The sequence below is a fragment of the Okibacterium sp. AC114 genome (assembly GCF_979253355.1).
Genome location: NZ_CEEDBR010000001.1, coordinates 342,772 through 364,641, shown reverse-complemented (window position 1 = coordinate 364,641; position 21,870 = coordinate 342,772). Strand labels below are relative to the sequence as shown.

Annotated in this window: 28 protein-coding genes; 18 read left to right on the top strand and 10 right to left on the bottom strand. The window is 68.2% G+C overall.

Annotated features, from left to right (window positions below; genetic code table 11):
- Window positions 1-41 precede the first annotated feature (41 nt).
- From ACZ6IE_RS01775 to ACZ6IE_RS01765, 3 genes are read right to left on the bottom strand one after another with little or no spacing between them, the layout of a single operon-like run.
- On the bottom strand, window positions 42-1,016 hold the full coding sequence (locus tag ACZ6IE_RS01775; RefSeq protein ID WP_464606506.1) for an SDR family NAD(P)-dependent oxidoreductase: 975 nt from the start codon (window positions 1,014-1,016) through the stop codon (window positions 42-44).
- A gap of 2 nt (window positions 1,017-1,018) precedes the next feature.
- Window positions 1,019-2,200 (bottom strand): thiolase family protein, encoded by a 1,182-nt coding sequence (locus tag ACZ6IE_RS01770; RefSeq protein WP_464606505.1) that lies wholly within the window; start codon window positions 2,198-2,200, stop codon window positions 1,019-1,021.
- A 2-nt stretch (window positions 2,201-2,202) separates the two neighbouring features.
- Window positions 2,203-2,745: a YbhB/YbcL family Raf kinase inhibitor-like protein gene (locus tag ACZ6IE_RS01765; protein ID WP_464606504.1), complete on the bottom strand. Its 543-nt coding sequence runs from the start codon at window positions 2,743-2,745 to the stop codon at window positions 2,203-2,205.
- Between the two features lie 198 nt (window positions 2,746-2,943).
- Between ACZ6IE_RS01765 and ACZ6IE_RS01760 the strand changes: the two genes are divergently transcribed.
- The 8 genes from ACZ6IE_RS01760 to ACZ6IE_RS01725 all read left to right on the top strand — a co-directional run bounded on the left by ACZ6IE_RS01760 (window position 2,944) and on the right by ACZ6IE_RS01725 (window position 9,740).
- The gene (locus tag ACZ6IE_RS01760; RefSeq protein WP_464606503.1) at window positions 2,944-4,101 is read left to right on the top strand and encodes an AI-2E family transporter; all 1,158 of its coding nucleotides are present in this window, start codon (window positions 2,944-2,946) and stop codon (window positions 4,099-4,101) included.
- A gap of 193 nt (window positions 4,102-4,294) precedes the next feature.
- Window positions 4,295-4,984 (top strand): alpha/beta fold hydrolase, encoded by a 690-nt coding sequence (locus ACZ6IE_RS01755; protein ID WP_464606502.1) that lies wholly within the window; start codon window positions 4,295-4,297, stop codon window positions 4,982-4,984.
- A 101-nt stretch (window positions 4,985-5,085) separates the two neighbouring features.
- On the top strand, window positions 5,086-5,880 hold the full coding sequence (locus tag ACZ6IE_RS01750) for a hypothetical protein (RefSeq protein ID WP_464606501.1): 795 nt from the start codon (window positions 5,086-5,088) through the stop codon (window positions 5,878-5,880).
- On the top strand, window positions 5,877-6,296 hold the full coding sequence (locus ACZ6IE_RS01745; protein WP_464606500.1) for a phage holin family protein: 420 nt from the start codon (window positions 5,877-5,879) through the stop codon (window positions 6,294-6,296). Before ACZ6IE_RS01750 ends, ACZ6IE_RS01745 begins: the two co-directional genes overlap by 4 nt.
- Window positions 6,293-6,913: a DUF3618 domain-containing protein gene (locus ACZ6IE_RS01740; RefSeq protein WP_464606499.1), complete on the top strand. Its 621-nt coding sequence runs from the start codon at window positions 6,293-6,295 to the stop codon at window positions 6,911-6,913. The genes ACZ6IE_RS01745 and ACZ6IE_RS01740 overlap by 4 nt, the downstream gene beginning before the upstream one ends.
- A 134-nt stretch (window positions 6,914-7,047) precedes the next feature.
- Entirely contained in the window at window positions 7,048-7,935 is an 888-nt protein-coding gene (locus tag ACZ6IE_RS01735) for a peptidoglycan DD-metalloendopeptidase family protein (protein WP_464606498.1), read from the top strand.
- Window positions 7,936-7,964: 29 nt separating this feature from the next.
- Window positions 7,965-8,915 (top strand): oxygen-dependent tRNA uridine(34) hydroxylase TrhO, encoded by a 951-nt coding sequence (gene trhO, locus ACZ6IE_RS01730; RefSeq protein ID WP_464606497.1) that lies wholly within the window; start codon window positions 7,965-7,967, stop codon window positions 8,913-8,915.
- A 177-nt stretch (window positions 8,916-9,092) separates the two neighbouring features.
- A complete protein-coding gene (locus ACZ6IE_RS01725) occupies window positions 9,093-9,740 on the top strand; it encodes a DUF998 domain-containing protein (RefSeq protein WP_464606496.1) in 648 nt (215 codons plus the stop codon).
- Between the two features lie 13 nt (window positions 9,741-9,753).
- On the opposite strand, the gene ACZ6IE_RS01720 is transcribed toward ACZ6IE_RS01725, so the two are convergent.
- Window positions 9,754-10,272: a GNAT family N-acetyltransferase gene (locus ACZ6IE_RS01720; protein WP_464606495.1), complete on the bottom strand. Its 519-nt coding sequence runs from the start codon at window positions 10,270-10,272 to the stop codon at window positions 9,754-9,756.
- A 43-nt stretch (window positions 10,273-10,315) separates the two neighbouring features.
- Here ACZ6IE_RS01720 and ACZ6IE_RS01715 point away from each other — a divergent pair, with 43 nt between their 5' ends.
- Both ACZ6IE_RS01715 and ACZ6IE_RS01710 read left to right on the top strand, forming a co-directional pair.
- Window positions 10,316-10,765 carry a hypothetical protein gene (locus ACZ6IE_RS01715; RefSeq protein ID WP_464606494.1) on the top strand — a complete coding sequence of 150 codons (450 nt, stop codon included), beginning with the start codon at window positions 10,316-10,318 and terminating at the stop codon, window positions 10,763-10,765.
- A gap of 135 nt (window positions 10,766-10,900) precedes the next feature.
- On the top strand, window positions 10,901-11,521 hold the full coding sequence (locus tag ACZ6IE_RS01710; protein ID WP_464606493.1) for a hypothetical protein: 621 nt from the start codon (window positions 10,901-10,903) through the stop codon (window positions 11,519-11,521).
- 20 nt (window positions 11,522-11,541) lie between these two features.
- Here the strand turns inward: ACZ6IE_RS01710 and ACZ6IE_RS01705 are convergent, their stop codons facing one another.
- Entirely contained in the window at window positions 11,542-12,813 is a 1,272-nt protein-coding gene (locus ACZ6IE_RS01705; protein WP_464606492.1) for a GTP-binding protein, read from the bottom strand.
- 47 nt (window positions 12,814-12,860) lie between these two features.
- On the opposite strand from ACZ6IE_RS01705, the gene ykgO reads away from it, so the two are divergent.
- Entirely contained in the window at window positions 12,861-12,983 is a 123-nt protein-coding gene (ykgO, locus tag ACZ6IE_RS01700) for a type B 50S ribosomal protein L36 (RefSeq protein WP_077055463.1), read from the top strand.
- Window positions 12,984-13,057: 74 nt separating this feature from the next.
- Window positions 13,058-14,014 carry an L-lactate dehydrogenase gene (locus tag ACZ6IE_RS01695; protein WP_464606491.1) on the top strand — a complete coding sequence of 319 codons (957 nt, stop codon included), beginning with the start codon at window positions 13,058-13,060 and terminating at the stop codon, window positions 14,012-14,014.
- A gap of 78 nt (window positions 14,015-14,092) precedes the next feature.
- Here the strand turns inward: ACZ6IE_RS01695 and ACZ6IE_RS01690 are convergent, their stop codons facing one another.
- The 4 genes from ACZ6IE_RS01690 to ACZ6IE_RS01675 are packed head-to-tail and all read right to left on the bottom strand — an operon-like array spanning window position 14,093 to window position 16,825.
- A complete protein-coding gene (locus ACZ6IE_RS01690) occupies window positions 14,093-15,022 on the bottom strand; it encodes an SDR family oxidoreductase (protein WP_464606490.1) in 930 nt (309 codons plus the stop codon).
- Window positions 15,023-15,072: 50 nt separating this feature from the next.
- The gene (locus ACZ6IE_RS01685) at window positions 15,073-15,567 is read right to left on the bottom strand and encodes a hypothetical protein (RefSeq protein WP_464606489.1); all 495 of its coding nucleotides are present in this window, start codon (window positions 15,565-15,567) and stop codon (window positions 15,073-15,075) included.
- Window positions 15,567-16,235 carry an Asp23/Gls24 family envelope stress response protein gene (locus tag ACZ6IE_RS01680; RefSeq protein WP_464606488.1) on the bottom strand — a complete coding sequence of 223 codons (669 nt, stop codon included), beginning with the start codon at window positions 16,233-16,235 and terminating at the stop codon, window positions 15,567-15,569. The genes ACZ6IE_RS01685 and ACZ6IE_RS01680 overlap by 1 nt, the downstream gene beginning before the upstream one ends.
- A complete protein-coding gene (locus ACZ6IE_RS01675; protein ID WP_464606487.1) occupies window positions 16,226-16,825 on the bottom strand; it encodes an RNA polymerase sigma factor in 600 nt (199 codons plus the stop codon). Before ACZ6IE_RS01675 ends, ACZ6IE_RS01680 begins: the two co-directional genes overlap by 10 nt.
- 218 nt (window positions 16,826-17,043) lie before the next feature.
- On the opposite strand from ACZ6IE_RS01675, the gene ACZ6IE_RS01670 reads away from it, so the two are divergent.
- The 6 genes from ACZ6IE_RS01670 to ACZ6IE_RS01645 all read left to right on the top strand — a co-directional run bounded on the left by ACZ6IE_RS01670 (window position 17,044) and on the right by ACZ6IE_RS01645 (window position 20,410).
- A complete protein-coding gene (locus ACZ6IE_RS01670) occupies window positions 17,044-17,496 on the top strand; it encodes an Asp23/Gls24 family envelope stress response protein (protein WP_077054283.1) in 453 nt (150 codons plus the stop codon).
- Window positions 17,493-17,684, top strand: coding sequence for a DUF2273 domain-containing protein (locus ACZ6IE_RS01665; RefSeq protein ID WP_077054284.1), 192 nt, complete (start codon window positions 17,493-17,495; stop codon window positions 17,682-17,684). The genes ACZ6IE_RS01670 and ACZ6IE_RS01665 overlap by 4 nt, the downstream gene beginning before the upstream one ends.
- The gene (locus ACZ6IE_RS01660) at window positions 17,681-18,073 is read left to right on the top strand and encodes a hypothetical protein (protein ID WP_464606486.1); all 393 of its coding nucleotides are present in this window, start codon (window positions 17,681-17,683) and stop codon (window positions 18,071-18,073) included. The genes ACZ6IE_RS01665 and ACZ6IE_RS01660 overlap by 4 nt, the downstream gene beginning before the upstream one ends.
- On the top strand, window positions 18,070-18,648 hold the full coding sequence (locus ACZ6IE_RS01655) for a hypothetical protein (RefSeq protein WP_464606485.1): 579 nt from the start codon (window positions 18,070-18,072) through the stop codon (window positions 18,646-18,648). The genes ACZ6IE_RS01660 and ACZ6IE_RS01655 overlap by 4 nt, the downstream gene beginning before the upstream one ends.
- Window positions 18,648-19,259 carry an Asp23/Gls24 family envelope stress response protein gene (locus ACZ6IE_RS01650; protein ID WP_464606484.1) on the top strand — a complete coding sequence of 204 codons (612 nt, stop codon included), beginning with the start codon at window positions 18,648-18,650 and terminating at the stop codon, window positions 19,257-19,259. Before ACZ6IE_RS01655 ends, ACZ6IE_RS01650 begins: the two co-directional genes overlap by 1 nt.
- A gap of 134 nt (window positions 19,260-19,393) precedes the next feature.
- Complete coding sequence (locus ACZ6IE_RS01645) at window positions 19,394-20,410, top strand: MDR family oxidoreductase (protein ID WP_464606483.1); 1,017 nt, start codon at window positions 19,394-19,396, stop codon at window positions 20,408-20,410.
- A 286-nt stretch (window positions 20,411-20,696) separates the two neighbouring features.
- Here the strand turns inward: ACZ6IE_RS01645 and ACZ6IE_RS01640 are convergent, their stop codons facing one another.
- Complete coding sequence (locus ACZ6IE_RS01640; protein ID WP_464606482.1) at window positions 20,697-21,860, bottom strand: hypothetical protein; 1,164 nt, start codon at window positions 21,858-21,860, stop codon at window positions 20,697-20,699.
- Between the last annotated feature and the right edge of the window lie 10 nt (window positions 21,861-21,870).

Below are 21,870 nucleotides of genomic sequence, written 5' to 3'. Positions count from 1 at the left end.
GCCGCCCGCGGGCGACCGCGGTGTCGACCCTTCCAGCCTACCTAGCGCGGCGCCATGCGGATCGCGCCGTCGAGGCGGATGGTCTCGCCGTTGAGATAGGCGTTCTCGGCGATCGACTCGACGAGCTGCGCGAACTCGTCGGGCAGGCCGAGCCGCTGCGGGTAGGGCACCTGTTCGCCGAGTGACGCCCGGGCTCGTTCGGGCAGCCCCATCATGAGCGGCGTCTCGAAGATGCCCGGCGCGATGGTGTTCACCCGGATGCCGTAGCGCGCGAGTTCGCGGGCCAGCGGAAGCGTGAGCGAGTGGATGGCGCCCTTGGATGCGGCGTAGGCGGGTTGGCCGATCTGCCCGTCGAAGGCGGCGACGGAGGCCGTGTTGATGATGATGCCGCGGTCGGGGACGGCATCGCCGCGGGTCGCTGAGGCCGTTCCGGCTCCGGCTCCGGCTCCGCGTGCGGATCCCCGCCGCGCCCCGGCGTCTTCGGCCATCGCCTGTGCCGCCAAACGCGTGACGTTCACGGTGCCCAGCACGTTGACGCGCAGAACCCGATCGAACGCCGCGAGATCGAGCGGCCCATCCTTGCCGAGCAGTTTGGCGGGTGTCGCGATGCCCGCGCAGTTGACGACGACGCGGAGCGGCGCCAGCTCGGTGGCGAGCCCGACGGCCGCCGCGACCTGCTCCTCGTCGGTGACGTCGGCGGGCGCGAATTCGATGCGGGGCAGGTGCTTGTCGGTGCGACGGTCGGTGCGGCGACGCGAGGTGCGCGCGACGGCCTGAGCGGCGGCTACCGGAGAGGCCGAGCCTGCGCCGGAACCGCCCGCCGCGACATCCGCCCCGCCCGCCGCCGAGGACCCGGCTCGATTCGTGCGCAACTCCTCCGCCACGGCCGCGCCCTCAGACGACGGCAGGTCGACGAGCACCACGTGCATGCCGGCCGCCGCGAGCCGCGTCGCCGTCGCACGCCCGAGCCCGGAAGCGGCCCCCGTGACGATCGCCGACATCTTCGCGTACCTCATGCTCACAACCTCTCGATGATGGTGGCGTTGGCCATGCCGCCGCCCTCGCACATGGTCTGCAAGCCCCAGCGACCGCCCGTGTCCTCGAGCTGGCCGATCAGCGTGGCGAGCAGTTTGGTGCCCGATGCGCCGAGCGGGTGCCCGAGCGCGATCGCCCCGCCCTTGGGGTTCAGTCGCTCGTCCGAGGCACCGAGGTCCTGCTGCCACGCCAGGGGCACGGGCGCGAAGGCCTCGTTCACCTCGAAGGCATCGATGTCGTCGAGGGACAACCCCGTGCGCTCGAGGATCTGCCGCGTGGCCGGAATGATGCCCGTGAGCATCTCGATGGGATCGCTGCCGACGACACGCGAGGCGTGGAAGCGGGCGCGCGGCGTGAATCCGTGCCGGGCCGCGGCCTCCTCACTCATGATGAGCACGGCCGAGGCGCCGTCGGTGAGCGGCGACGCATTGCCGGCCGTGATGCTCCAGCGGATCTCGGGAAAGCGCGCGCAGAACTGGGCGTCGCGAAAGGCGGCGGGCAGGGAGGCGAGGCCGTCGGCGGTGGTTGCGGCGCGCACCGTCTCGTCGCGGTCGACGAGGGGGCCGCCCGGCACCTGCACGGGCACGATCTCGCGGTCGAAACCGCCGGCGTCCCGCGCCCGGGCGGCACGTTCGTGCGAGCGCGCAGCGTACTCGTCGAGCTGGCGGCGGCTGAAACCCCAGCGCGCCGCGACGAGCTCGGCCGAGATGCCCTGGTGCACGAGACCGTCGGGGTAGCGTTCGTGCAACAGGGGGCCCGAGGCATCCGCCCCGCCCTGCGCCTGGCCGATGGGTGTGGATGACATGGACTCGACGCCGCCCGCGATCACGATGTCGTAGGCGCCCGCGATGACGCCCTGCGCGGCGAACGCGACGGCCTGCTGACTCGAACCGCACTGCCGGTCGATGGTGGTGGCGGGCACCTCGACGGGGAAACCCGCGGCCAGCACGGCGTTGCGCGTGACGTTGACCGATTGCCGACCCGACTGTGTGACGCATCCGCCGATCACGTCGTCGACCAGGGCCGGGTCGAGATCGTTGCGCGAGACGAGGGCGCGCAGGGTGCCCGCGAACAGGTCGACGGGGTGCACCTGTGACAGCGCTCCGCCCGGTTTTCCCCGGCCGGAGGGGGTGCGCACGGCGTCGACGATGACTGCGTGCGGCACGACTACTCCCCGCTGCCCTGACCGAACGAACCGGTGCCGACCAGGATGGCGCGCGCCAGCGTGTGGAAGTGCAGGTTGAACCCCAGCACGGCTGGCGTCGACTCGCGGTCGATGTCGAGTTCGGGCACGTCGACGGCGTGCACGACCACGTAATAGCGGTGCTCACCCGTGCCCTCGGGCGGGGCCGCGCCCGCGAAACTCGTCAGGCGCAGCTCGTTGGGCAGCGTGATGGCGGTTTCGGGCAATGCGCCGCTGTCCGGCGCGCCGGCTCCGCGGGGCAGCTCGGTGACGTCGGCCGGGATGTTGAAAACGGCCCAGTGCCAGAAACCAGAACCCGTCGGGGCATCGGGGTCATAGACCGTCACGGCGAAGCTCTTGGTCTCGGCGGGGAAACCCGACCAGCTGAGTTGCGGCGACACCTCTTCGCCACCCGAGTCGGCCGCATACTGGGCCAGGGCGAGCGGTTCGCCGTCGGTGACATCGTTCGACGTGAGCGTGAACGAGGGCACTTCGTCGAGCCGGGCGTAGGGATCGTAATCGTACATTGACTACTCCGTTCCAGGGATCGTGCGTCGGTAGAGACACACTACGCCGCCACTATCCGTCGACTCCGAGAGTTTGTCGGGGAGCGCAACCCCCGCCCGTTTTCGAGCCGCCACGACACGCGCGGCATAGGCTGGCCGTGACCGGACCAGGATGGCCGACGCCGCACGCCGACGCCACGACGCATGAACGAGGACCCGATGATCCGCAAGAAGACCGTGAAGAGCGCGCAGCCGAGCGTTCCCGTCGCGCCCATTCCGAGCGAACCCAAGCCGGGGCTGCGCACCATGTGGACCGACAACCTCGGTCGCACGGCGACCCGCAGCATCCAGATCATCGCTGTCCTGCTGCTCGCCGTCGCCCTGATCTTCGCCCTCATCAACCTGAAGGTCGTCGTCATCCCGGTGATCATCGCGTTGATCCTGGCCTCGGCGCTGCACCCGCTCATCGCGTTCATGCGCAAACGCGGCGTGCCCTCGATCGTGGCCACGTGGGTGGCGCTCGTGCTCGCCATCGTCGTGATCGGCGGCGTCATCACGCTCATCGTCTTCGCCGTGCAGAATCAGTGGCCGTCGCTCGTGAAGAGCGCGGAAGACGGCGTGAACCAGGTGCAGAACTGGTTGCAGACGACGAACCTGCCCATCGATCAGGCGCATCTGCAAGACCTGCAGAAGACCGCCACCGATTTCCTCACCTCGAGCCAGTTCGGTTCCGGTGCCCTCGCCGGCGTCACGGTCGTCGGCGAGATCGCCACGGCCGTCGCGCTGGGCGTCGTCGTCCTCTTCTTCTTCCTCAAGGACGGCCCCGAGATGTGGGCCTTCCTCATCAAGCCGCTGTCGCCGCACAACCACCAGCGCTTCGAGCGCATCGGCAGCCGCTCGGTGTCGGTCTTCGGCGGTTATGTGCGTGGCACCGCGATCGTGGCCCTCGTCGACGCCGTCGGCATCGGCATCGTGTTGTCGATCCTGCAGATCCCGCTCGCCATCCCGCTGGCCGTCATCGTCTTCATCGGCGCGTTCATCCCCATCGTGGGTGCTACCGTCGCCGGAATCCTCGCGGCCCTCGTGGCACTCGTCACCAACGGCCTCTGGGCCGCCATCTGGGTCGTCGTCGCCGTCGTCGGCGTGAACCAGCTCGAGGGCAACTTCCTGCAGCCCATCGTGATGGGCAAATCGCTCAAGCTGCACCCGCTCGTCATCCTGATCGCTCTGGCCGCCGGCACCATCCTGGGTGGCATCATCGGCGCCATCCTGTCGGTGCCCATCGCGGCCGTGGCATGGGCGATCATCAAGACGTGGAACGAGAACGACGTTCCCGGTTCGCACCTGCCCGCGATCCCGCGCCGAAAGGATGCCTGAGCTGGCAGCGTTCGCGCGGCCAGCCGCGTCTGATCGGCGGGCTGTGTCTCCTCGGCGGGCCGCCCGGCCCACGGTCGAGATCGCCGAGGTGTGGGGGCAGTCGATAGCCCTGCATACGACGGTGGTGCCCGTCCCGCGATCGTATGCTGCGCGCGCAGACGCTCCGCAATACGCGGCTCCGACCGAGGCTCCCGTGGCCGTCCTCATCCACGGCTTGGGCGTCTCGCACCGTTATTTCCGACGGCTGCACCGCGAGCTCTCGTCGACGCACACCGTCGTCTCACTCGACCTGCCCGGCTACGGCGGACTCCCCCGCCCACCCCGGCCCCTGTCGGTGGATGATCTGGCGACCATGCTCATCGACCTCTTCGACCGGCGGATGCTGCGCCCCTCGCTCCTCGTCGGCCACTCCATGGGCACCCAGATCGCCACCGAGATCGCCCGCCGTCGTCCGGACCTCGCCCGCACTCTCGTGATGATCGGGCCGGTGGTCAACGACCGTCGACCGACGGCCTGGCACCAGGGGGTCGACCTCGCGCGCGACACCCTGCTCGAGCCTCTCGACGGCAACGCCATCGTCTTCACCGACTACCTCCGGGCCGGCCCGCGTTGGTACGCCATGGAATTGAAAGAAATGCTCGCCTACCCCTTGCGCGATCGGCTCGAAGGGGTTTCTGTGCCCGTCCTCGTCCTGCGCGGGGAGCACGACCCCGTCGGAAGGGCCGACTGGTGTAAACGGCTGCTGACCAGCACTTCTCACGCCACACTCGTGCACGTCCGACGCGGTCGACACCTCGTTCAACACCGTCGCGCGGCCGCCTGCGCCGACGCCATCCGATGGCATGAAGAAGCAAATATTAGGGACGAGAAACCCGTCTGTTAAGGGGATTGCCAGACCTCGTCGGCACCTTCCACAATCGTCATCACACGTTGCCCCCGACCCCCAGTCGAGGGTCATGCATCAGACGTCACGGAAGGATAACCATGACCGACGTATACACTCCGACGAACCCGCCGGAGGACCAGAACTCCACGAGCGGTGTCACCGACACGGCCAAAGACGTCGCCGGCACGGCCAAGGAACAGGCGAGCCAGGTCGGACACGACGCCGCAGACTCCGCCAAGAACGTGGCCGGCACGGCCAAGGAGGAAGCATCCAAGGTCGCGGGTGAGACCAAGAAACAGGCGCAGGCGCTCTACGAGGAGGCCCGCACACAGCTGCACGAGCAGGCCGGCGTGCAGCAGGGCCGCGTCGCCGAGGGGCTGCGCAGCATCGGCGATGAGCTGAACCGCATGGCCCAGGCATCCGATCAGCCCGGCGTCGCCACGGACCTCGTCTCGCAGGTGGCCTCGCGCACGAGCGGCATCGCCTCCTGGCTCGACGAGCGCGACCCGGGTTCACTGCTCACCGAGGTGAAGAACTACGCACGCCGCAAGCCCGGCACCTTCATCGCCGTCTCGGCCGTCGCCGGCCTCGTGGCCGGGCGCCTCGTGCGCAGCCTGACGAGCGAAGCGAAGGACGAGAAGGAGGCCGCGGCGTCGAGCACGCCGAGCACTTCGGGCACACCCGGCACCTCGACCGGCACGCCCGCGCACGCCGCCCCGGCCGTGCCCGTCACGCCGGTTCCCCCGGTGCCGCCCGTGCCCGCCTCGACGGACGACCTCTACGGTGAGGCATCCCCCGCCTACACCGACGGGACGACCACGCTCGACGGCGACTTCCCGCCCGTCTCGGCACCCGCCTACGACCCGACCACCGACGACGGGCGCCGGCTATGACGGATCCGCAGCACACCCCCTCAGAGGAAAAAGCGGCGAACACATCGCTCGGCGACCTGCTCGGTGAGGTGTCGCGCGACATCTCGGCGCTCATGCGCCAGGAAGTCGACCTCGCCAAAGCCGAACTGAAGCAGTCCGCCACACGTGCCGGCAAGGGCGCTGGACTGCTCGGCGGCGCCGGCTACGCGGGCCTCATGGCCGTGCTGTTCCTCTCCATCGCACTGTGGTGGGGCCTCGGTCACCTGATCGACAACGGATGGTCTGCCGTGGTCGTCGCCCTCATCTGGGCGATCATCGCGGGCATCCTCTACCTCCAGGGCCGCAAGAAGCTCACAGAGGTGCAGGGCATGCCGCAGACCGCCGACTCGCTGAAGAAGATTCCGGACACCCTGAAGAAGAATGAGGAAAACCGATGAGCATGCATTACGACGCCTCTGATCCCGACCAGATTCGGGCCAACATCGAGCGCACCCGTTCCGAACTGGGGAGCGACGTCGACGCCCTCGCCGACAAGGTCACCCCCTCCAAGATCGTCGACCGCGAGAAGGAGAAGCTGCGCGGCCGCGTCGACGGCGTCAAGGACCGCGTGTTCGGTGTCGCCTCCGATGCCCGCGACTCGGTCCTCGGTGCGAAGGACTCGGCCGTCGGGTCGGTGTCGGGCGCGGGCAGCAGCCTGTCCGACGCCTCGCACAAGGCCGTCCACAAGGCCGAAGGCAACCCGCTGGCCGTCGGACTGATCGCCTTCGGTGTGGGGTTGCTCGCCGCATCCCTCATCCCCGCGAGCGACAAGGAGAAGGAACTGGCCTCGCAGGCAAAGGATGCCGCAGCGCCCGCCCTGCAGGAAGTCCAGGATGTCGCCAAGGGTATCGCCGAGGACCTCAAGGAGCCGGCCCAGGAGGCCGCGCACGCCGTTCAGGAGACCGCCCAGGAGGCGGCTCAGAACGTGAAGGGCACGGCGACCGACGAGGCCGAGAACGTCAAGAGCAGCGCTCAGGACGCTCGCGGTGCGGTGCAGGATCAGGCGAAGCCGTAACGGTGCGCCCGCTCGTGCGGGCCGGTTTCGGTCAGCACGAGCCCGCTTCCGAGGGGTCGCTCGCTTCGGCGGGCGGCCCCTCTTCCCGTGCGCAGACCGGCCCGCCGCCGCGCGACGCCCCTAGGCTAGACGGGATGTCTTCTCCCGCCTCGTCCAGCGCCACACCCGCCGCCCCGCCCGAGCCGCGCCCGCGCGCGCACGCCTGGTTGCGTGGATTCGCCCCCACCGCGGGTCTCATCGTCATCGGCTTCGCGCTGCTCCTGCAGGTCGTCATCGTCGTCTCCGGTCTCGATGCGCGCCTCGTTCCCGCCATCCTCGGCATGGTCGGCGCACTCCTCATCGCCGCGGGAGCCTATTTCGGCAGCGCCTCCCCGATCGAGCGCGAGGGGTCGATCGTCGTCGACTCACCCGTGCGCGGCCGTTGGCAGGCCGTCAACTCTCCCGCATCCGCCACCCCCAGCCACGGTCTGCACACGCTCGGCCAGACCTGGGCCGTCGACCTCATCGGCATTCCCGACGACCGGCACCGTCCCGTCTACGGACGCACCGTCACGGGCTACCTGCCGCCCGGCGACTTTCCGGGCTTCGGCCTGCCGGTGCACGCCGTCGCCGACGCGACCGTCGTCGCCCGACACGACTCCGAGGTCGACCACAAGACGCGCTACTCGTGGGACGCCATCCTCTATATGACCGTCATCGAGGGCTTGGTGCGCAGCATCGGCGGCCCCCGCAAGATGCTCGGCAATCACGTGGTGCTGCGGCTCGACGACGGCACCTTCTTCACCTACGGCCATCTGCAACGCGGTTCGGTGCGCGTGAAGGTGGGCGATCGGATGCGTGCGGGCGATGTGCTCGCGGCGTGCGGCAACAGCGGCAACTCGTCCGAGCCGCATCTGCACCTTCAACGGCAGGACCGCGCGGGTGTCACGCTCGCGACCGGCCTCCCCTGGGCCATCCGTGGCGCCGGCCGGGGCGGACGCGACGGTTTTCCCCTGAACGGCGAGAACTGGGTGTCGGAGTGACGCTGCCCGACCGCGCGTAAAATCGTCGGGTGGCCCTCTCCAAGATTCTGCTCTACTACGCGTTCACGCCGCTCGCCGACCCCGAAGCGGTGCGTCTGTGGCAGCGCGAGCTGGCCGATCGTTGGGGCGTGCGCGGCCGCATCCTGCTCTCGAAGCACGGCATCAACGGCACGGTGGGCGGCGAGATCGATGCCGTGAAACGCTACCTGCGGGGCACACAAGAGTTCGCGCCGTTCAAGAACCTCGACGTGAAGTGGTCAGACGGCTCGGGTCTCGACGCCGAGGGCCGCAGCCTCGACTTTCCCAAGCTGACCGTCAAGGTGCGCGACGAGATCGTGTCGTTCGGGGCGCCCGATGAGCTGGTCGTCGACGAGAGCGGCGTGGTGGGCGGCGGCATCCATCTGCAACCCGAAGAGCTGCACGAGCTCGTGCAGAGCCGAGACGACGTCGTGTTCTTTGACGGCCGCAACAAGTTCGAGGCCGAGATCGGCCGCTTCAAAGATGCCGTCGTGCCCGACGTCTCCAACACGCGCGAGTTCGTCGCCGCCCTCGACTCGGGCGAATACGACCACCTCAAGGGCAAACCCGTCGTCACCTACTGCACGGGCGGCATCCGCTGCGAAGTGTTGTCGAGCCTCATGACGTCGCGCGGGTTCGGCGAGGTCTACCAGCTCGACGGCGGCATCGTGCGCTACGGCGAGCAGTTCGGCGACGACGGCCTCTGGCAGGGGTCGCTCTACGTGTTCGACAAGCGCATGTCGCTCGAGTTCAGCGATCACGCGGCCGTCATCGGTGCATGCGCGGTGTGCGGTGCGGCGACGAAGCGTATGCAGAACTGCGCGGATGCCTCCTGCCGCGAGCAATTGGTCGTGTGCGAGTTGCACGACCCGGCGTCGGTGTTCTGCGGGGCGCACGCGGCGGCGGCCACGACGACGGTCTCGGCGATGGCGACGACGAGCGCTGCGAACGCCGCGAACTGAGCGCGATCGGGAGGTTTCGCCCGCCGGGGGTTCTGCCGAGCCGGGCGCAGTGAGTACGATCGACGGACGGTCGACCGCTCGGTGGGCGCGAGACGCCGGCCCTGCCGCGCGAGAACGGGGATGTCGGTGGCGAACGATCTGCAGCGCGGTGCACCCCGGCATCCGCATCGCTTGCGCGTGACCGGAGCAATTCTCATCATCGCCGCCATCGTGACCGTGTGGTCGCTGCGGGTCATGGCCGGCCGCCCCGTCTATGTCAGCGAGCTCGGCGAGACCGGCGCCGCCACGGCCCCCTGGTTCAACGCGTCACTGCTCGGCATCGCCCTCGGTGGCACGCTCATCGCGTTGGGGACCCGTTCGGTGCGCTCGACGACCCGCTGGTTGAGCGCCTGGCCCGTCGCAGCGACCCTCGTCTTCGCGTGCGTCATGTTCGCGCTCGCCTCGCAGGTCACGTGCACGCCCGGCTGCCCCGTGCCGTTCACATCGGGCAGCACCGTGCAGGACCTCGTGCACACGTCGAGTGCCGTGCTCGGTTTCGCGGCCGGAGGCTATGCCTGCATCCAAGTGGCGTTCCTGCGCCACCGCCGCCGCCTGGCCCGCATTTCGGCCGTGGCCGGCATCAGCATGCTCTTCGTGGCGAGCGTGGGCGGCCTGCTCTCGGTGGCTCAGCTCGGCACCGATATCGGAGGCCTGCTCGAGTTCACCGCCATGACGATCGCGCTTTCCTGGCTCGCCATCTATGGGCTGACGGCGACTGATGCGGATGCGGCGCCCGCCGTCGAACCGTCACTCGAGGTCGCTGGGCTCGCACCCGAGTCGGTGTAGCCCTGAAGCCGATCTAGTTCGCGTCGAGGAATTTCTCGTAGCAGAGCGACCAGGGCATGGTCTCGCGGTAGGGCTCGTAGACGGGGATCGCGCGGTATCCGATGCGCTCGTAGAGTGCGACGGCCTCTGGCTGCTTCGTGCCCGTCTGCAGAATGATGTGGGTCTCGTTCTCGGCGCGCGCGACGTCTTCGACCGCCGCCATGAGGGCGCGGCCGAGGCCCTGCCCGCGCTGCCCGCCCGTGACGATGAGGCGTTTGACCTCGAGCACGCCGTTGAGCCAGCGCACGCCGACGTGGCCGATGGGTGTGCCCCCGGCATCCACGGCCAGGATGGTGCGCACCACGCCCGCGGGATCGACGGCGAGCGCCCGCATGCGTGCCTCGGTGACCTCGACGGGCTCGTCACCGTGCGACGAACCGTATCGCTCGCCCATCTCGGCTTCCATCTCGCTTCGCAGGGCGACCGCGCGGGGGTCGTTCCAGTCGACGTTCTCGAGGGTGAAGGAGGCGGGGGCGGGGATGGACGTGCTCACCTCCTCACACTAATACAGTGGGAAAGCCGCCCGTGTTGCGCCGATGCCCCGTTCCGTGCGACCGTCAGGTGTGTTCGGCCTCGGTCTCCTCTGCCTCTTCGTCGGTTCAGCGCTCGGCGGCTATTCGGTGCGCCGCACCATCGCGCGACGCCTCGGCACCGGGCCGCTCGTGCGGCAGGGCATCGTGGCCGCGCGGGCGCCGGGTTCTGACATCCCCCACCCGCGCCTGCCCGAGGTCATCGCCCGCACTCTCAACATCCTGCTCGTCGTCGCGGGTGTCGTGTTGCTGTGGCCCACCATCGGCGCGGGCACGATCGCGCTGGCGGCCCTCATCTTCGGTGTGGATGCCGCGCTCTGGCTGACGTCGGTGTGGCAGGTCCGGCGCGCTCAGCCATCCGCCCGCCCATCCGCCCACCCTGACGCCGACTCCGAGGCCGACTCCGACGGCCAGGCGGGCACCCACCCCGACGCTCCGCGAACGGACGCCCCATGACGGCCATCACGCTCGTGCAGGCGATCTGGGTGCTGTGGTGGTGATCGAGCGGTCGGCGCTGCGGTCGGGCGGCACGCATCGGGTGCTGGCCGTGGCGCGCCCGGGGACAGCGACCGCGACGACGGAGGAGCCGTGATGGCGGGCGACGAATTCCGTTTCGAGGGGCGCATCGCGGGTTTCGGCACCACGTCGGGCGTGCGGCTTGTCGTGGGCATGTGGCAGAGGTCGCCGCTCGGCTCGTTCACGGACATCTTCCTCGAAGAGGCTGGCGGCCACCGCATCCTCTTCGCCCCGTCACAGGCTGTCGCGGACTTCGTCTCGAGCACCTACACCTTCGACGAAACCCGCATCATGCCCGTGCACACGACCCGGGTGGCGGGTGGCCTGCACGTGGTCGCGGGAGACGAACTCGACCTCACGATCACCATCGGTCCCCTCACGCCGCTCGGCCGCCTGCTGCGCGCGGTGCCCGCTTTTCTGGCCACCCGCCCGGCCTGGCTGCGCCTCATCGACCCCCTCGCGGCGCTTCTCGTGCCCGGCGTGCACACGGCGGGCAGCGCGGGCAACGGCCGCACCGAGTTCTACGGCGTCACGGCTCTGCGAGCCATCACGGCGGTTTCGGGATGCTGGAACGCCGCCGACCTGGGATCCCTCGCGCGCCTCGACCCGCCGGTGTCCTTCGGTTTCGGATCTGCCCCGCCCGAGCCCCAACTCGCCGACGTCGTGACGACCATCCGCGAGCGCCCGCAGCCCTGACCGCGCCGCGCCCGCGCCCGCTACAGACGACGCTCGGCTCCATCCTCCCAGCGGGGAAGCGGATCGGGCAGTCGCCGCCACAACGCCGGACCTGCCAGGAATTCGGCGTCGGTCAGCGCGCACGCATCCAACGCCCGAATCAGCCCGGGTTCATCGAGGTAGATTCCCTGGAACACGAGGTCCTGTCCCACCGCGAGTAATTCGCTTCCCGCCGACACCGCCATCGGGTGGAACGAGATCATGCGTCCGATGTGATCCCATCGAGCCGGAATGCCGGGGCGCGTCGCGAATGCACAGAAACCGGCCGAGCGCACCACCGCGCCGAACGCGCCCGCCTCGATTTCACCGTCGAGCAGGCGCACGATCCGGTTCGGATGGAAGGGCCGCAGCTGTTGATACCGAATCGTGCTCACGGCTCGGTCGGTCACGTGCGGGCGATGTTCCCCGTTCATGGCGCGCACCCACCCCGGTTGCTGCGTGGTCGCGTCGATCGCGCGTGCGCCCGTCAGCAGTGACCCGAATCCCCCGCCCGTCTCGTGGTCGGGGGCCTCGGTGCCGGTCGTCTGTCCGGCGCGCGGGCGGGTGCCCGCGGTATCTGCGGCGCTGCCGCCGCGCCCGTTTTTCGCACCACGAGCGAGGCGCATCCGAGCGTCGGGCGCGAGGTGACCGATTACGGCCATGAGGATGGACAGCTCAGCGTGGTCGATATGCGCCCAGTCCACGAGGATGACGGTGCTCGCGAACTCGATCTGCGTCACCGTGAGGAGCGCCCGGGCGGTGTATGTCTCGGCATCCACACCGTGTGCGTCGTGAGGTGCGTCGTGGGGTGCGTTGTAGGGTACGTCGTAGTGCGCGTCGTGGCCGTCGCCGGCCGGTTCGACGAGATAGCCGTCATCGCCGAGGTCTGCGCGGAACCGGCCGGCGTCGACGACGGTGACGATGCCCACGATCGCGATGTCCTCCGATGCGCCGGGGCCGGCCAGAGCGCCGATGGCCTCCTCGGGGCGGGTGTCGTCGGGGAGGTCGAGGATCACGCGCCGTGGTCGTACACCATCTCTCGCTGCCGCGTCGAAGGCATCCGCGAGTCGCCTTTCCAACGGGCCGCCGCTCGTGCGGGGAGCCACGCGAACGCTGACATCGACTCGGCTCTGTGCGAGGGCGGCAACCTGCTCGTGCCGATGGTTTGTGCACCGGCCGAAGACCAGGACCACCTCGGTGGCATCGGCTCGCGCACCACCGCCGCGGCCGTGCGCGTTGCCGGATGGGTCGTGTGCATCTCTGTGATCGTGCATGGGTTTACGCTACCTTATTGATAACTGTTATCAATAAAGGAGTGGTCATGAAGGTTCGCGCATCGATCAAATCGTTGAAGAATCAGCCCGGATCGCAGGTGGTGCGCCGCCGCGGACGGGTGTTCGTCATCAACAAGCTCAACCCGCGCTGGAAGGGCCGCCAGGGCTGAAGCTTGCACAAACTCTCAGCCACGGCAGGGCTCGGGGCTGCCCGCATCCGCCCGAGGCACGGCAGGATGGAGGTATGAGCGTCGTCGAGAACACGAAACTGGCCATCATCGGTGCGGGAAGCGTGGGCAGCTCACTCGCCTATGCGTCGCTGATCCGCAATAGTGCGCGCGAGGTGGCGCTCTATGACGTGAACACCGCCAAGGCCGAGGCCGAGGTTCTCGATCTGGCGCACGGCACGCCTTTCACGGGTGCGTCTCGCATCACGGGCGGCGGCGATATGGATGTCATCGCTGGCGCCAACGTGGTGGTCGTCACGGCGGGTGCCAAGCAGGAGCCCGGCCAGACGCGCATCGACCTGGCTGGCACGAACGCGCGCATTCTCGAGAAGATCATGCCGCAGCTGGTCGAGCGCGCGCCGAAGGCGGTCTACATTCTGGTGACGAACCCGTGCGATGTGCTCACGGTGATCGCCCAGCAGATCTCGGGCCTGCCTGCGGGCAAGGTCTTCTCGTCGGGCACGGTGCTCGATTCGGGGCGTCTGCGGTGGCTGTTGGCGGAGCGCGCCGGCGTCGCGGCGCAGAGCGTCCACGCGTCGATCGTGGGTGAGCACGGCGATAGCGAATTCCCGCTGTGGTCGCAGGCATCCATCGGTTTGACGCCGTTGCGCGAGTGGACGGATGCTTCTGGCACCCGGGTTTTCACCCGTGACGTTCTCGACGCCCTCCGCGACGATGTGGTCACGGCGGCGTACCGTGTGATCGCGGGCAAGGGCGCCACGAATTACGCGATCGGGCTGTCGGGCGCGCGCATCGTCGAATCGGTCTTGCGCGACGAGCGGGCCGTCTTGCCGGTCAGTTCGGTGTTGTCGGGCTATCGCGGGATCGATGGCGTGGCGCTCAGCGTGCCGTCGATCGTGGGTTCGCGCGGTGTCGAGCGTGTGCTCGATGTGCCCATGGATGATGACGAGCAGGAGCTGCTGCAACGCTCCGCCGATGCCCTCTCCCACACGATCAAGACTCTGGGCTACTGACCCGCGCTCCTGACCCGACGCGCTGCCCCCGCAACGCGCATCGGTGGTTGAACGCTCTGTCGCCGCAGCGATCCCCGCTCAGCTCGCCGGCGTGGGTTGCGGCAGCGCGGTACCCGTCAGCTTCTCGGCGACAGCCCACAGCCGTGCCGCCGCGTCGCTGTCGGCCATGCGTTTGGTCACGCGGGCCGGTGAGACGATGCCCGTGAGCTCGAATTTTCCGTTCGGTCCGTAGTAGCCGCCATTCTCGGCGGCCGGATCGGCGACGGCGAACAGCATCGGCTCGGCGCCGCGGTCGACTTCCTGAATGGGAAGGAACGGAACGTTGCCCATGTAGCTTTTGTTCGGCATGGACTTGCCGAGGTAGCGCCCGGTGCGGGTGATGTTGGTGTTGGACAGTCCGGGATGCGCGGCGTTGCTGATCAAGCGCCAACCCAGCCGCCGCGACGTCTCGGCGAGGTGGCTGGCGAGGTAGTAGTCCGCCAACTTGGTCTGGCCGTAGGCGACCATGGGGATGTAGTGACCCACCGAATCGAGATCATCGAAGCGCATGACACCCATCCAGGCGGCGACGCTCGACATGGTGGACACCCGAGGGGCCTCTGAGCGCAGCAACGCGGGCAGCAGCAGGTTGGTGAGCGCGAACGGCCCGAGGAAGTTCGTGCCCATCTGCATCTCGAAGCCGTCGACGGTGACCATCCATTTCGGCGGCGCCATCACGCCGGCGTTGTTGACCAGCGCATCGATGTGGTCGTAATTGTCGTCGATTTCGGCGGCGAAACGACGCACGGATGCCAGATCGGCCGTATCGATGAGTCGCATCTCGACCCGGGCGTCGTGGTGCTCGGAACGGATGTCTGCGAGAGCCTGCTCGCCCTTCTCGGGGTTGCGCACGGCCAGGATGACCTGGGCTCCGGCGCCCGCCAGTCGGGTGGCGGCCTCTTTTCCGATGCCACCGCTCGCGCCCGTGACAATGATCGTTCGGCCGGTCTGGTCGGGTACTCGATACATTGGAACTCCTCGTTGGTGTGGGTCGCGTTCCGCGGGAAGAGCGACGAGTGTCACGCCTCGGTCTGTGCGCCGGCGTCGATGGCTGCCGGCACAGGCCCGCCCCCCGATCGGCCGGTGTTGATGGTGGTCGAACTCGCCACCGATTCAGCGACATCGACCGACGCCGCGCGCTTCGGGGACTCCGTATGACCGGGAATCGGCCACTCGACCCGGCTCACCTGTATCTCGATCCTGGCGTCGGCGTGGGCGAGAGCGGCAACCACGTCGTAGACCGCACGGGCGACGTCGGGTGTCGCAATCGCGGCATCGGTGCCGATGTGAACGTCGATCGTCTGGTCAGCGCCCTCGCCGCTCACGGAAACTCGTGGGGGTTCAACCGATGATGAGCCACTTTTGCCTCGTAACCCGGCTGCGACGTTTTCGACCGTCCCGATGATGCCACGGCTGATTCGAGCCGCAACAGACGGATACACCTCCACGACCCCGGGAACGCTCTCCACCGCCTGCGCGATCGCCCCAGCCAGCACGTCAGTTTCCTGCGCCATCACAGGTCCTCTCCCGATCGGCCTGAGCCGTATAGGTCGTCTACTCGCACATCTACCGCCGTGACATTGAGCTCGGTATGCCGAGCGAGATCGGCGAGGATCGCGCTCCTGAGGTCCGCGGCGATCTGCACGAGGTTCACACCGTGTCGCGCACTCGCCGTGACGAGGACCGACACCGGCGCACCGGGCTCGGTGACGTCTCCCTCGAAGGAGCTCCGACCGACGACGATGCCGGGAACCCGGTCGCCGGCATCGCGGATCAGGGCCCGCACCGCGCCCTCCGTGATGCTCAACCGCGCACGCTCGTCGTCGTGGTGAAGCGGAATCTGCCGCCCCGCACGCACTTCGAGCGCCAACTGCCCCACGAGGCCCTTCAGCCATCCCTCGACAGCTTCTTCTGGCGCGTGATCGGCGTCGTTCTGTACCAGTTCTGCCGTCACCCGTCGCATACGTTTCAGAGAATCGAGGGCTTGCTGGCATTCCGGGCACTGATCGATGTGCGCCTCGCGCGGCTCGCCCGCGTCGAGGTAATCCTCCAGCTCGTCCACCGAGCGACCACAATCCAGGACGCCGTCGTCTCGGGTTCTCGGGGTCGAACCGTTTCCGGCGAGCGGGCGGATGTCGTCGAATGCGCGGTCGGAGCGGGGATCGGTGTTGCTCATCGCCATCCCTCCAACTCTCGCGTCAGCGTCTCTCTGGCCCGAGCAATGCGGCCTCGCACGGTGGGCACGGGAACCGACAGCTGCTCAGCGATCTCGTCATAGCTGAGACCGCCGACCTCCCTGAGTACCCAGCATTCACGCTGCTGCTCTGGCAGGTTCGCGAGCGCCTTCTTGAGCGCATCCATCTGCGAACTCACCTGCGCGGAACTCTCGGGACCCGATGCCTCGGGCGCCGCGACCTCTACCGTGTCAATGTCATCGTATCGACGCCGTGACCGCAAGCGGTCGACACCTTTTCGACTGACGATGCGCATCAGCCAGCTCTTCACCGCGGACCCATCGGTCAGCGTGTGCAGCTGTTGCCAGGCCGTTATGAAGGACTCTTGGACCACATCGTCCGCCTCGGCCGTCGAGCTCATAAGCCGGATCGCGTAAGCACGCATAAGCGGCCCGTGTCGGCGGACGATCACCTCGAACGCTCGCCCGTCGCCGTCGGTCGCACGGTCGACGAGAACCCGGTCACCCAGGTCGGCCAGGGGGACTCTGGCATCGTCGCGAGCGGACATCATCCACCTTTCCGTGTCGTTGGATCTCATGTGCGTTCCCGCAGCCTATCCCCGCACCCTGAGCCATTTCGGGCCTTGCGTCAATCTGTGGATAAACGTAGGAGTGGAGAAAAAAGCAACACCCAAAACGGCCAAACCGCGATCTGTCAAAGTTTTTCTACGTCATCCGTGACGATTCCGCCGCACGTCCCGTCTTATCTCCGTAGACAACGAAACGGGTCCATTCGGGCCCCCACGAAAGGCAGAACATGGCTGAGAAAGTTACCCCCGCGACCATCAGCACCACCGGCACCGGTGCCAACTCCCTCGACAGCGCGATCGACTCGGGTAAGACCGTTATCGCCCCCGAGGTCATCGGCAAGATCGTCGGCCTCGCCGCCCGCGACATCCCCGGCGTCTACGCCCTCGGCGGCGGAGCAGCGCGAGCTTTCGGCGCCATCCGCGGCGCCGTCGGAGCGACCGACCACGCACAGGGGGTCAACGTCGAGGTTGGCGAGAAGCAGGTCGCCGTCGATCTCACCCTCGTCGTCGAATACCCTGTTGCGCTGCAGGATGTCGCCGACCAGGTCCGCGACGCCGTCTACCGCGCCATCCACAACCTCGTCGGCATGGAGGTGTCCGAGGTCAACATCTCGATCAACGACGTCCACATCCCCTCCGACGACGACAACGCAGAGGCCGAGGAGTCGCGAGTTCAGTGAGCAACACGACAGTAGGTATTTTCGTCGGCGCGATCCTGGCGGTCGTAGCCCTGTGGTTCGGCTTCTGGGGTTTCCTCCTCGCGGTCGTTCTGATGGCCATCGGCGCCCTGGTCGGTCGCATCCTCGAGGGCAAGCTCGATCTCGGAGCGGTTGCCGACGCGCTGAGGGGCAAGCGGTCCTCGTCATGACAACGGTCACCGCCCCGCCCAACGCAGACATCCTTCGGGCGGGCACGAATCCTGTGCCCGCCGAGCGCCAGGTCGGCAGCACGCGCATCGCATCGAAGGCCCTGAGCGGCCTTCTTCGCGCGGTTGCCGGCGAAGCGCTGGGTGTCCGCGCGTCTGCGGTCTCGGTGAATCTGTCCGACCTCGACGGCAAGCTGGCCATCGAGGTGGCAGGGCCCGTCGCCGTTGATCTCGAAAACTCCCTCGCCTCCGGCCCCTCCGTCATCGAGGCCGCGACCACCGCCCAGCGCCGCATCGCCGAGCAGACGACAGCGCTCAGCGGCTCACTCGTCGGCCGTGTGCGTGTGCGCGTGACCGGGTGCGAGTTCATCAACAACCGGAGAGTCCTATGAGCACCACCGACAAGATCGGCCGGCGAGCCGTTCGGCAAGAGCTCCGCTCCACGCGGTCGGGCACGACGCTGATCGTGGGCATCATCGCACTTCTCGTGCTGGCCTATCTCATCACCGAAGTCGTCCTCAACATGCTCGGTCAAGCTCCGCTCTTGGCCACCCCGGGTGCTCTGGCACTCGGCGCAACGCAGGTCGGTTCCCTCGGCCAGCCCGCGCTCTATGCCATCGGCGGCGTGCTCGTTGTGATCGGCCTCGTGCTCATGGTCCGCGCGCTTCTCCCCGGCATCCGCGGCCTGCACCACACTCCAGATGCGGCCAACCCCACGGTCATCGACGACACCGTCGTGGCGGCGGCGCTGGCTAAAGTCATCCGCGACTCGGCCAATCTGCGCGAAGAACAGGTGTCTGTCAGCGTCGGTCGACGTCGCGCCACGGCGCACGTTCGGCCCACAACGGGCGTGCCTGTCGACCGTGAAACCGTCCAGACGGAAGCGCAGCGCGTTGCCGACTCATATGCACTCACGCCCCCGCTGCGGGTCAGCGTGGACATCGACAAGAAAGGAATGGTGGGCTGATGACCGGAAAACATGCGGCACTCAACCGCTTCTTCCTCTTCCTCATCGGGCTCGCCCTTGCCGCCATCGGGGCCGCCGTCGCATACCTCGGCTTCGCTCCGGCCGCAGAGAAGACCTGGCGCTCAGTTGCTGGTGACAGCGTGGACACCATCGCCGGTGCCGCGCAGGCGACCGCCATCCCGGGCACACAGACGCATTGGGTTGCGGCAGCCGCCGTGCTCCTCGGCGTCATCATTGCCGCACTGTTCATTTCCTGGATGATTGCGCAACGTCAGCGTGTTCGTCGCACCGCCGCTCGCGCCGACGGCGCCAACGGTCTGGGCGAGATCATCATCGACAATCGGGCTTTCGAGCAGATCGTCGAAGCTCGCCTCGCCGACGAGCCCGGCATCATCTCATCGACTGTGCGCAGCGTGCCGACAGGCCGCACGGGCACCGGCGTGCGTGTTCGCATCACGACGCGTCGAGGTGCCTCACCGGCACGCGTCGCCGATGAGACCAACACCGCCGTCGAGGAAGCCCAAACCATCCTCGGCAAGAAGATTCCCGTGCTGATCACCGTCCGAGCCGGCGCCCGCGCCGCCCTCGGCCACGTTCAGCGCGTGTCCTAGACCTCCTGCCCCGGCCGCGCGTCCCCCAAAAGCGCCGTCGGGGCAGGAGCTTTCCATCGACGGAAGACACATCTGCCGGTCATCCGATCGATCACCACGAGCCACGACGAGCGGCCCCTGCGTAGAGTGAAGACATGGCTGCAACGACGGAACCCAACGTGACCACCTTCCGCGCCTGGTGGGCCGAAAACGACAGTCCCTCGCGCTCATCCCACTTCGGCACCGCGACCGAGAGCGACCTCGGCGACGGGGACACCACAATCGCCGTGCACTACTCCGGCGTCAACTACAAAGACGCCATGGCGCTCACCGGGCAACCCGGCATCATCAAAAACTCCCCGCTCATCCCCGGCATCGACCTCGTCGGCGAGATCACGTCGACCAGCTCCCCCGACTACCGGGCAGGAGACCTCGTGCTCCTCAACGGCACAGGCATCGGCGAAAAACGTCACGGCGGACTGGCCGAACGGGCACGAGTCGACGCACACAACCTCGTCCGAGTGCCCGGCAGCCTCGGCGAACGCCGCGCAGCCGCCATCGGCACCGCCGGGTACACCGCCATGCTGTCCGTGCTCGCCGTCGAGCGACACGGCGTCACCCCGGCCGACGGCGAAATCCTCGTCACCGGAGCCGCCGGAGGCGTCGGCAGCATCGCCATCGCCCTCCTCGCCCGCCTCGGTTACACCGTCACCGCCAGCACCGGTAGAGCCGACGAGCACGCCGAGTACCTCACCCAGCTCGGCGCCACCACCATCATGGAACGCACCGAACTCAGCTCCGCCGGTAAACCGCTCGTCAGCCAGCGCTGGGCCGGAATCGTCGACGCCGTCGGAAGTCACACCCTGGCCAACGCCATCGCCGGCCTCAAATACGGCGGCATCGCCACCGCCTGCGGGCTCGCCCAAGGCTCAGACCTGCCCCTCACCGTCATGCCTTTCATCCTGCGCGGCGTCACCCTCGCCGGAATCAACTCCGTCGAAACCCCCCAACCGCTGCGCCAAGAAGCCTGGAACAGGCTCGCCGTCGACCTCGACCCCCGACACGTCGACGCCATCAGCCACACCATCCCACTCGCCGAAGCCCGCAACACCGCCGACGACGTCCTCGCCGGACGCGTCCGCGGACGAACCATCGTCGACGTCACCGCCTAAACGCCCGCACACTCGACGCCGAACGACACGACCGTCGCCCGCCAGCCGCCTGACACCAGCCACAGGACACCTGCCGTCAGACACATGCCGTCGGACACATGCCGTCGGACACATGCCGTCGGATGCCTACCCGCGCGTACGAGTCGCCGCACCGACCCGCGCGCACGCACGCACGAATTGGCGCACACGAGTCACCGGAAACCCGCGGCCGCGCATGAGCGACCTCCCCACGCGACCGCCAGGTTGCGCTGGCCGTCTCCGGCATCACGCTCACGGGCACCAGGGCTTAGTTGCGCTGGCCGTCCCCGGCATCGCGCTCACGGGCATCCGCATCCGAGCCTGTTGTGTCCGAGCCGCCCTCGAATCCCGACGCCCGCGACGGCGCGTCACCCACATCGGCGGCAGAGGAGTCTCGAGAAGCCACAACGTCCTTCGGGGTGGGCGCAGCCGGCTTCTCGGTCGCAGCGCTATCAACACCCGAATGCTTCGAGCCAGGGGCCACGCCAGCATCCTTCGCGCTGGACGTCACACCCGCCTCTTTCATGCTCGGCTTGGCAGCCGGCTCCTTCGCGCTCGGCTTGACGACCGACTCTTTCGGGCTCGGCCTGCCGTCCGACTTCGTCGCACTCTCACCGGCACTTGCACTGGCACCGGCACCGGCACTGGCGCTGCCAGCCGGCTTGCGCGACGACGCCCGAGACTGAGGTTTCGACGGGGAGCCGACCGTGCTCGCCTGCGGAATCACGGGCTTCTCGGGCACCGGATTCGAGTTGCCCGAGCGCTCACCCGCGGCCGACGACGGCCCATTCGAGGCGGCCTTCACCGTCGGCGACTTCGTGGTCGCCGGCTTCGTGGCCGACGGCTTCGTGGCCGACGGCTTCGGCGTGGCCGGTTTCGACCCAGCGGCCTTCGCAGCGGCAGTTTTCGATGCGGCCGGCTTCGCCGCGGTCGACTTCGGCGCGGCGGCACGAGACGACGACGGCTTCGCGGAAGCGCGCGAGGCCGACTTCGCGGCAGCCTTCACCGCGGACGGCTTCCTCGCGGCGGCAGCCTTCTTCGCGGCGGCCTTCTGCGCGGGCGGGGCGATCTCGTCGGGCACCGCGGCATCCACCCGCAATGCGGCCACCAGCTCACTCGCGTGCTTCGTCGTCACGACGATGCGCGCGAACTCGTGATCGTCGAGCTCGAGGACAACCGCCGGACGCCCACCCTTCAGAACCAGGAAGTCTTTGCCGCCGTGGAACTTCCACTGGCCGACGGCCAAGGTCAAAGGGATGGCGGCGCCGGGCGCGCGGATGCCGCGAACCCAGATCCACGGATCATCCGTGATGATGGCCGACCGGATCTGTGAGCGCTTCACCGCGAGGTTCTCTCGCCGCAGAGACAACGCCTTCTCGGCAGCCGACAGAGTGATCTCGAGACGGTCCGGGTGAAGGTGAAGGGTCGACATGCTTCCAGTC

Excerpts from the sequence above, each read along its gene's own strand:
- ACZ6IE_RS01775 (WP_464606506.1), bottom strand. The coding sequence starts at position 1,016 with ATGAGGTACGCGAAGATGTCGGCGATCGTCACGGGGGCCGCTTCCGGG.
- ACZ6IE_RS01765 (WP_464606504.1), bottom strand. The coding sequence starts at position 2,745 with ATGTACGATTACGATCCCTACGCCCGGCTCGACGAAGTGCCCTCGTTC.
- ACZ6IE_RS01760 (WP_464606503.1), top strand. The coding sequence starts at position 2,944 with ATGATCCGCAAGAAGACCGTGAAGAGCGCGCAGCCGAGCGTTCCCGTC.
- ACZ6IE_RS01750 (WP_464606501.1), top strand. The coding sequence starts at position 5,086 with ATGACCGACGTATACACTCCGACGAACCCGCCGGAGGACCAGAACTCC.
- ACZ6IE_RS01745 (WP_464606500.1), top strand. The coding sequence starts at position 5,877 with ATGACGGATCCGCAGCACACCCCCTCAGAGGAAAAAGCGGCGAACACA.
- ACZ6IE_RS01740 (WP_464606499.1), top strand. The coding sequence starts at position 6,293 with ATGAGCATGCATTACGACGCCTCTGATCCCGACCAGATTCGGGCCAAC.
- ACZ6IE_RS01735 (WP_464606498.1), top strand. The coding sequence starts at position 7,048 with ATGTCTTCTCCCGCCTCGTCCAGCGCCACACCCGCCGCCCCGCCCGAG.
- ACZ6IE_RS01715 (WP_464606494.1), top strand. The coding sequence starts at position 10,316 with ATGCCCCGTTCCGTGCGACCGTCAGGTGTGTTCGGCCTCGGTCTCCTC.
- ACZ6IE_RS01710 (WP_464606493.1), top strand. The coding sequence starts at position 10,901 with ATGGCGGGCGACGAATTCCGTTTCGAGGGGCGCATCGCGGGTTTCGGC.
- ACZ6IE_RS01705 (WP_464606492.1), bottom strand. The coding sequence starts at position 12,813 with ATGCACGATCACAGAGATGCACACGACCCATCCGGCAACGCGCACGGC.
- ykgO (WP_077055463.1), top strand. The coding sequence starts at position 12,861 with ATGAAGGTTCGCGCATCGATCAAATCGTTGAAGAATCAGCCCGGATCG.
- ACZ6IE_RS01695 (WP_464606491.1), top strand. The coding sequence starts at position 13,058 with ATGAGCGTCGTCGAGAACACGAAACTGGCCATCATCGGTGCGGGAAGC.
- ACZ6IE_RS01690 (WP_464606490.1), bottom strand. The coding sequence starts at position 15,022 with ATGTATCGAGTACCCGACCAGACCGGCCGAACGATCATTGTCACGGGC.
- ACZ6IE_RS01685 (WP_464606489.1), bottom strand. The coding sequence starts at position 15,567 with ATGGCGCAGGAAACTGACGTGCTGGCTGGGGCGATCGCGCAGGCGGTG.
- ACZ6IE_RS01680 (WP_464606488.1), bottom strand. The coding sequence starts at position 16,235 with ATGGCGATGAGCAACACCGATCCCCGCTCCGACCGCGCATTCGACGAC.
- ACZ6IE_RS01675 (WP_464606487.1), bottom strand. The coding sequence starts at position 16,825 with ATGAGATCCAACGACACGGAAAGGTGGATGATGTCCGCTCGCGACGAT.
- ACZ6IE_RS01670 (WP_077054283.1), top strand. The coding sequence starts at position 17,044 with ATGGCTGAGAAAGTTACCCCCGCGACCATCAGCACCACCGGCACCGGT.
- ACZ6IE_RS01660 (WP_464606486.1), top strand. The coding sequence starts at position 17,681 with ATGACAACGGTCACCGCCCCGCCCAACGCAGACATCCTTCGGGCGGGC.
- ACZ6IE_RS01655 (WP_464606485.1), top strand. The coding sequence starts at position 18,070 with ATGAGCACCACCGACAAGATCGGCCGGCGAGCCGTTCGGCAAGAGCTC.
- ACZ6IE_RS01650 (WP_464606484.1), top strand. The coding sequence starts at position 18,648 with ATGACCGGAAAACATGCGGCACTCAACCGCTTCTTCCTCTTCCTCATC.
- ACZ6IE_RS01645 (WP_464606483.1), top strand. The coding sequence starts at position 19,394 with ATGGCTGCAACGACGGAACCCAACGTGACCACCTTCCGCGCCTGGTGG.
- ACZ6IE_RS01640 (WP_464606482.1), bottom strand. The coding sequence starts at position 21,860 with ATGTCGACCCTTCACCTTCACCCGGACCGTCTCGAGATCACTCTGTCG.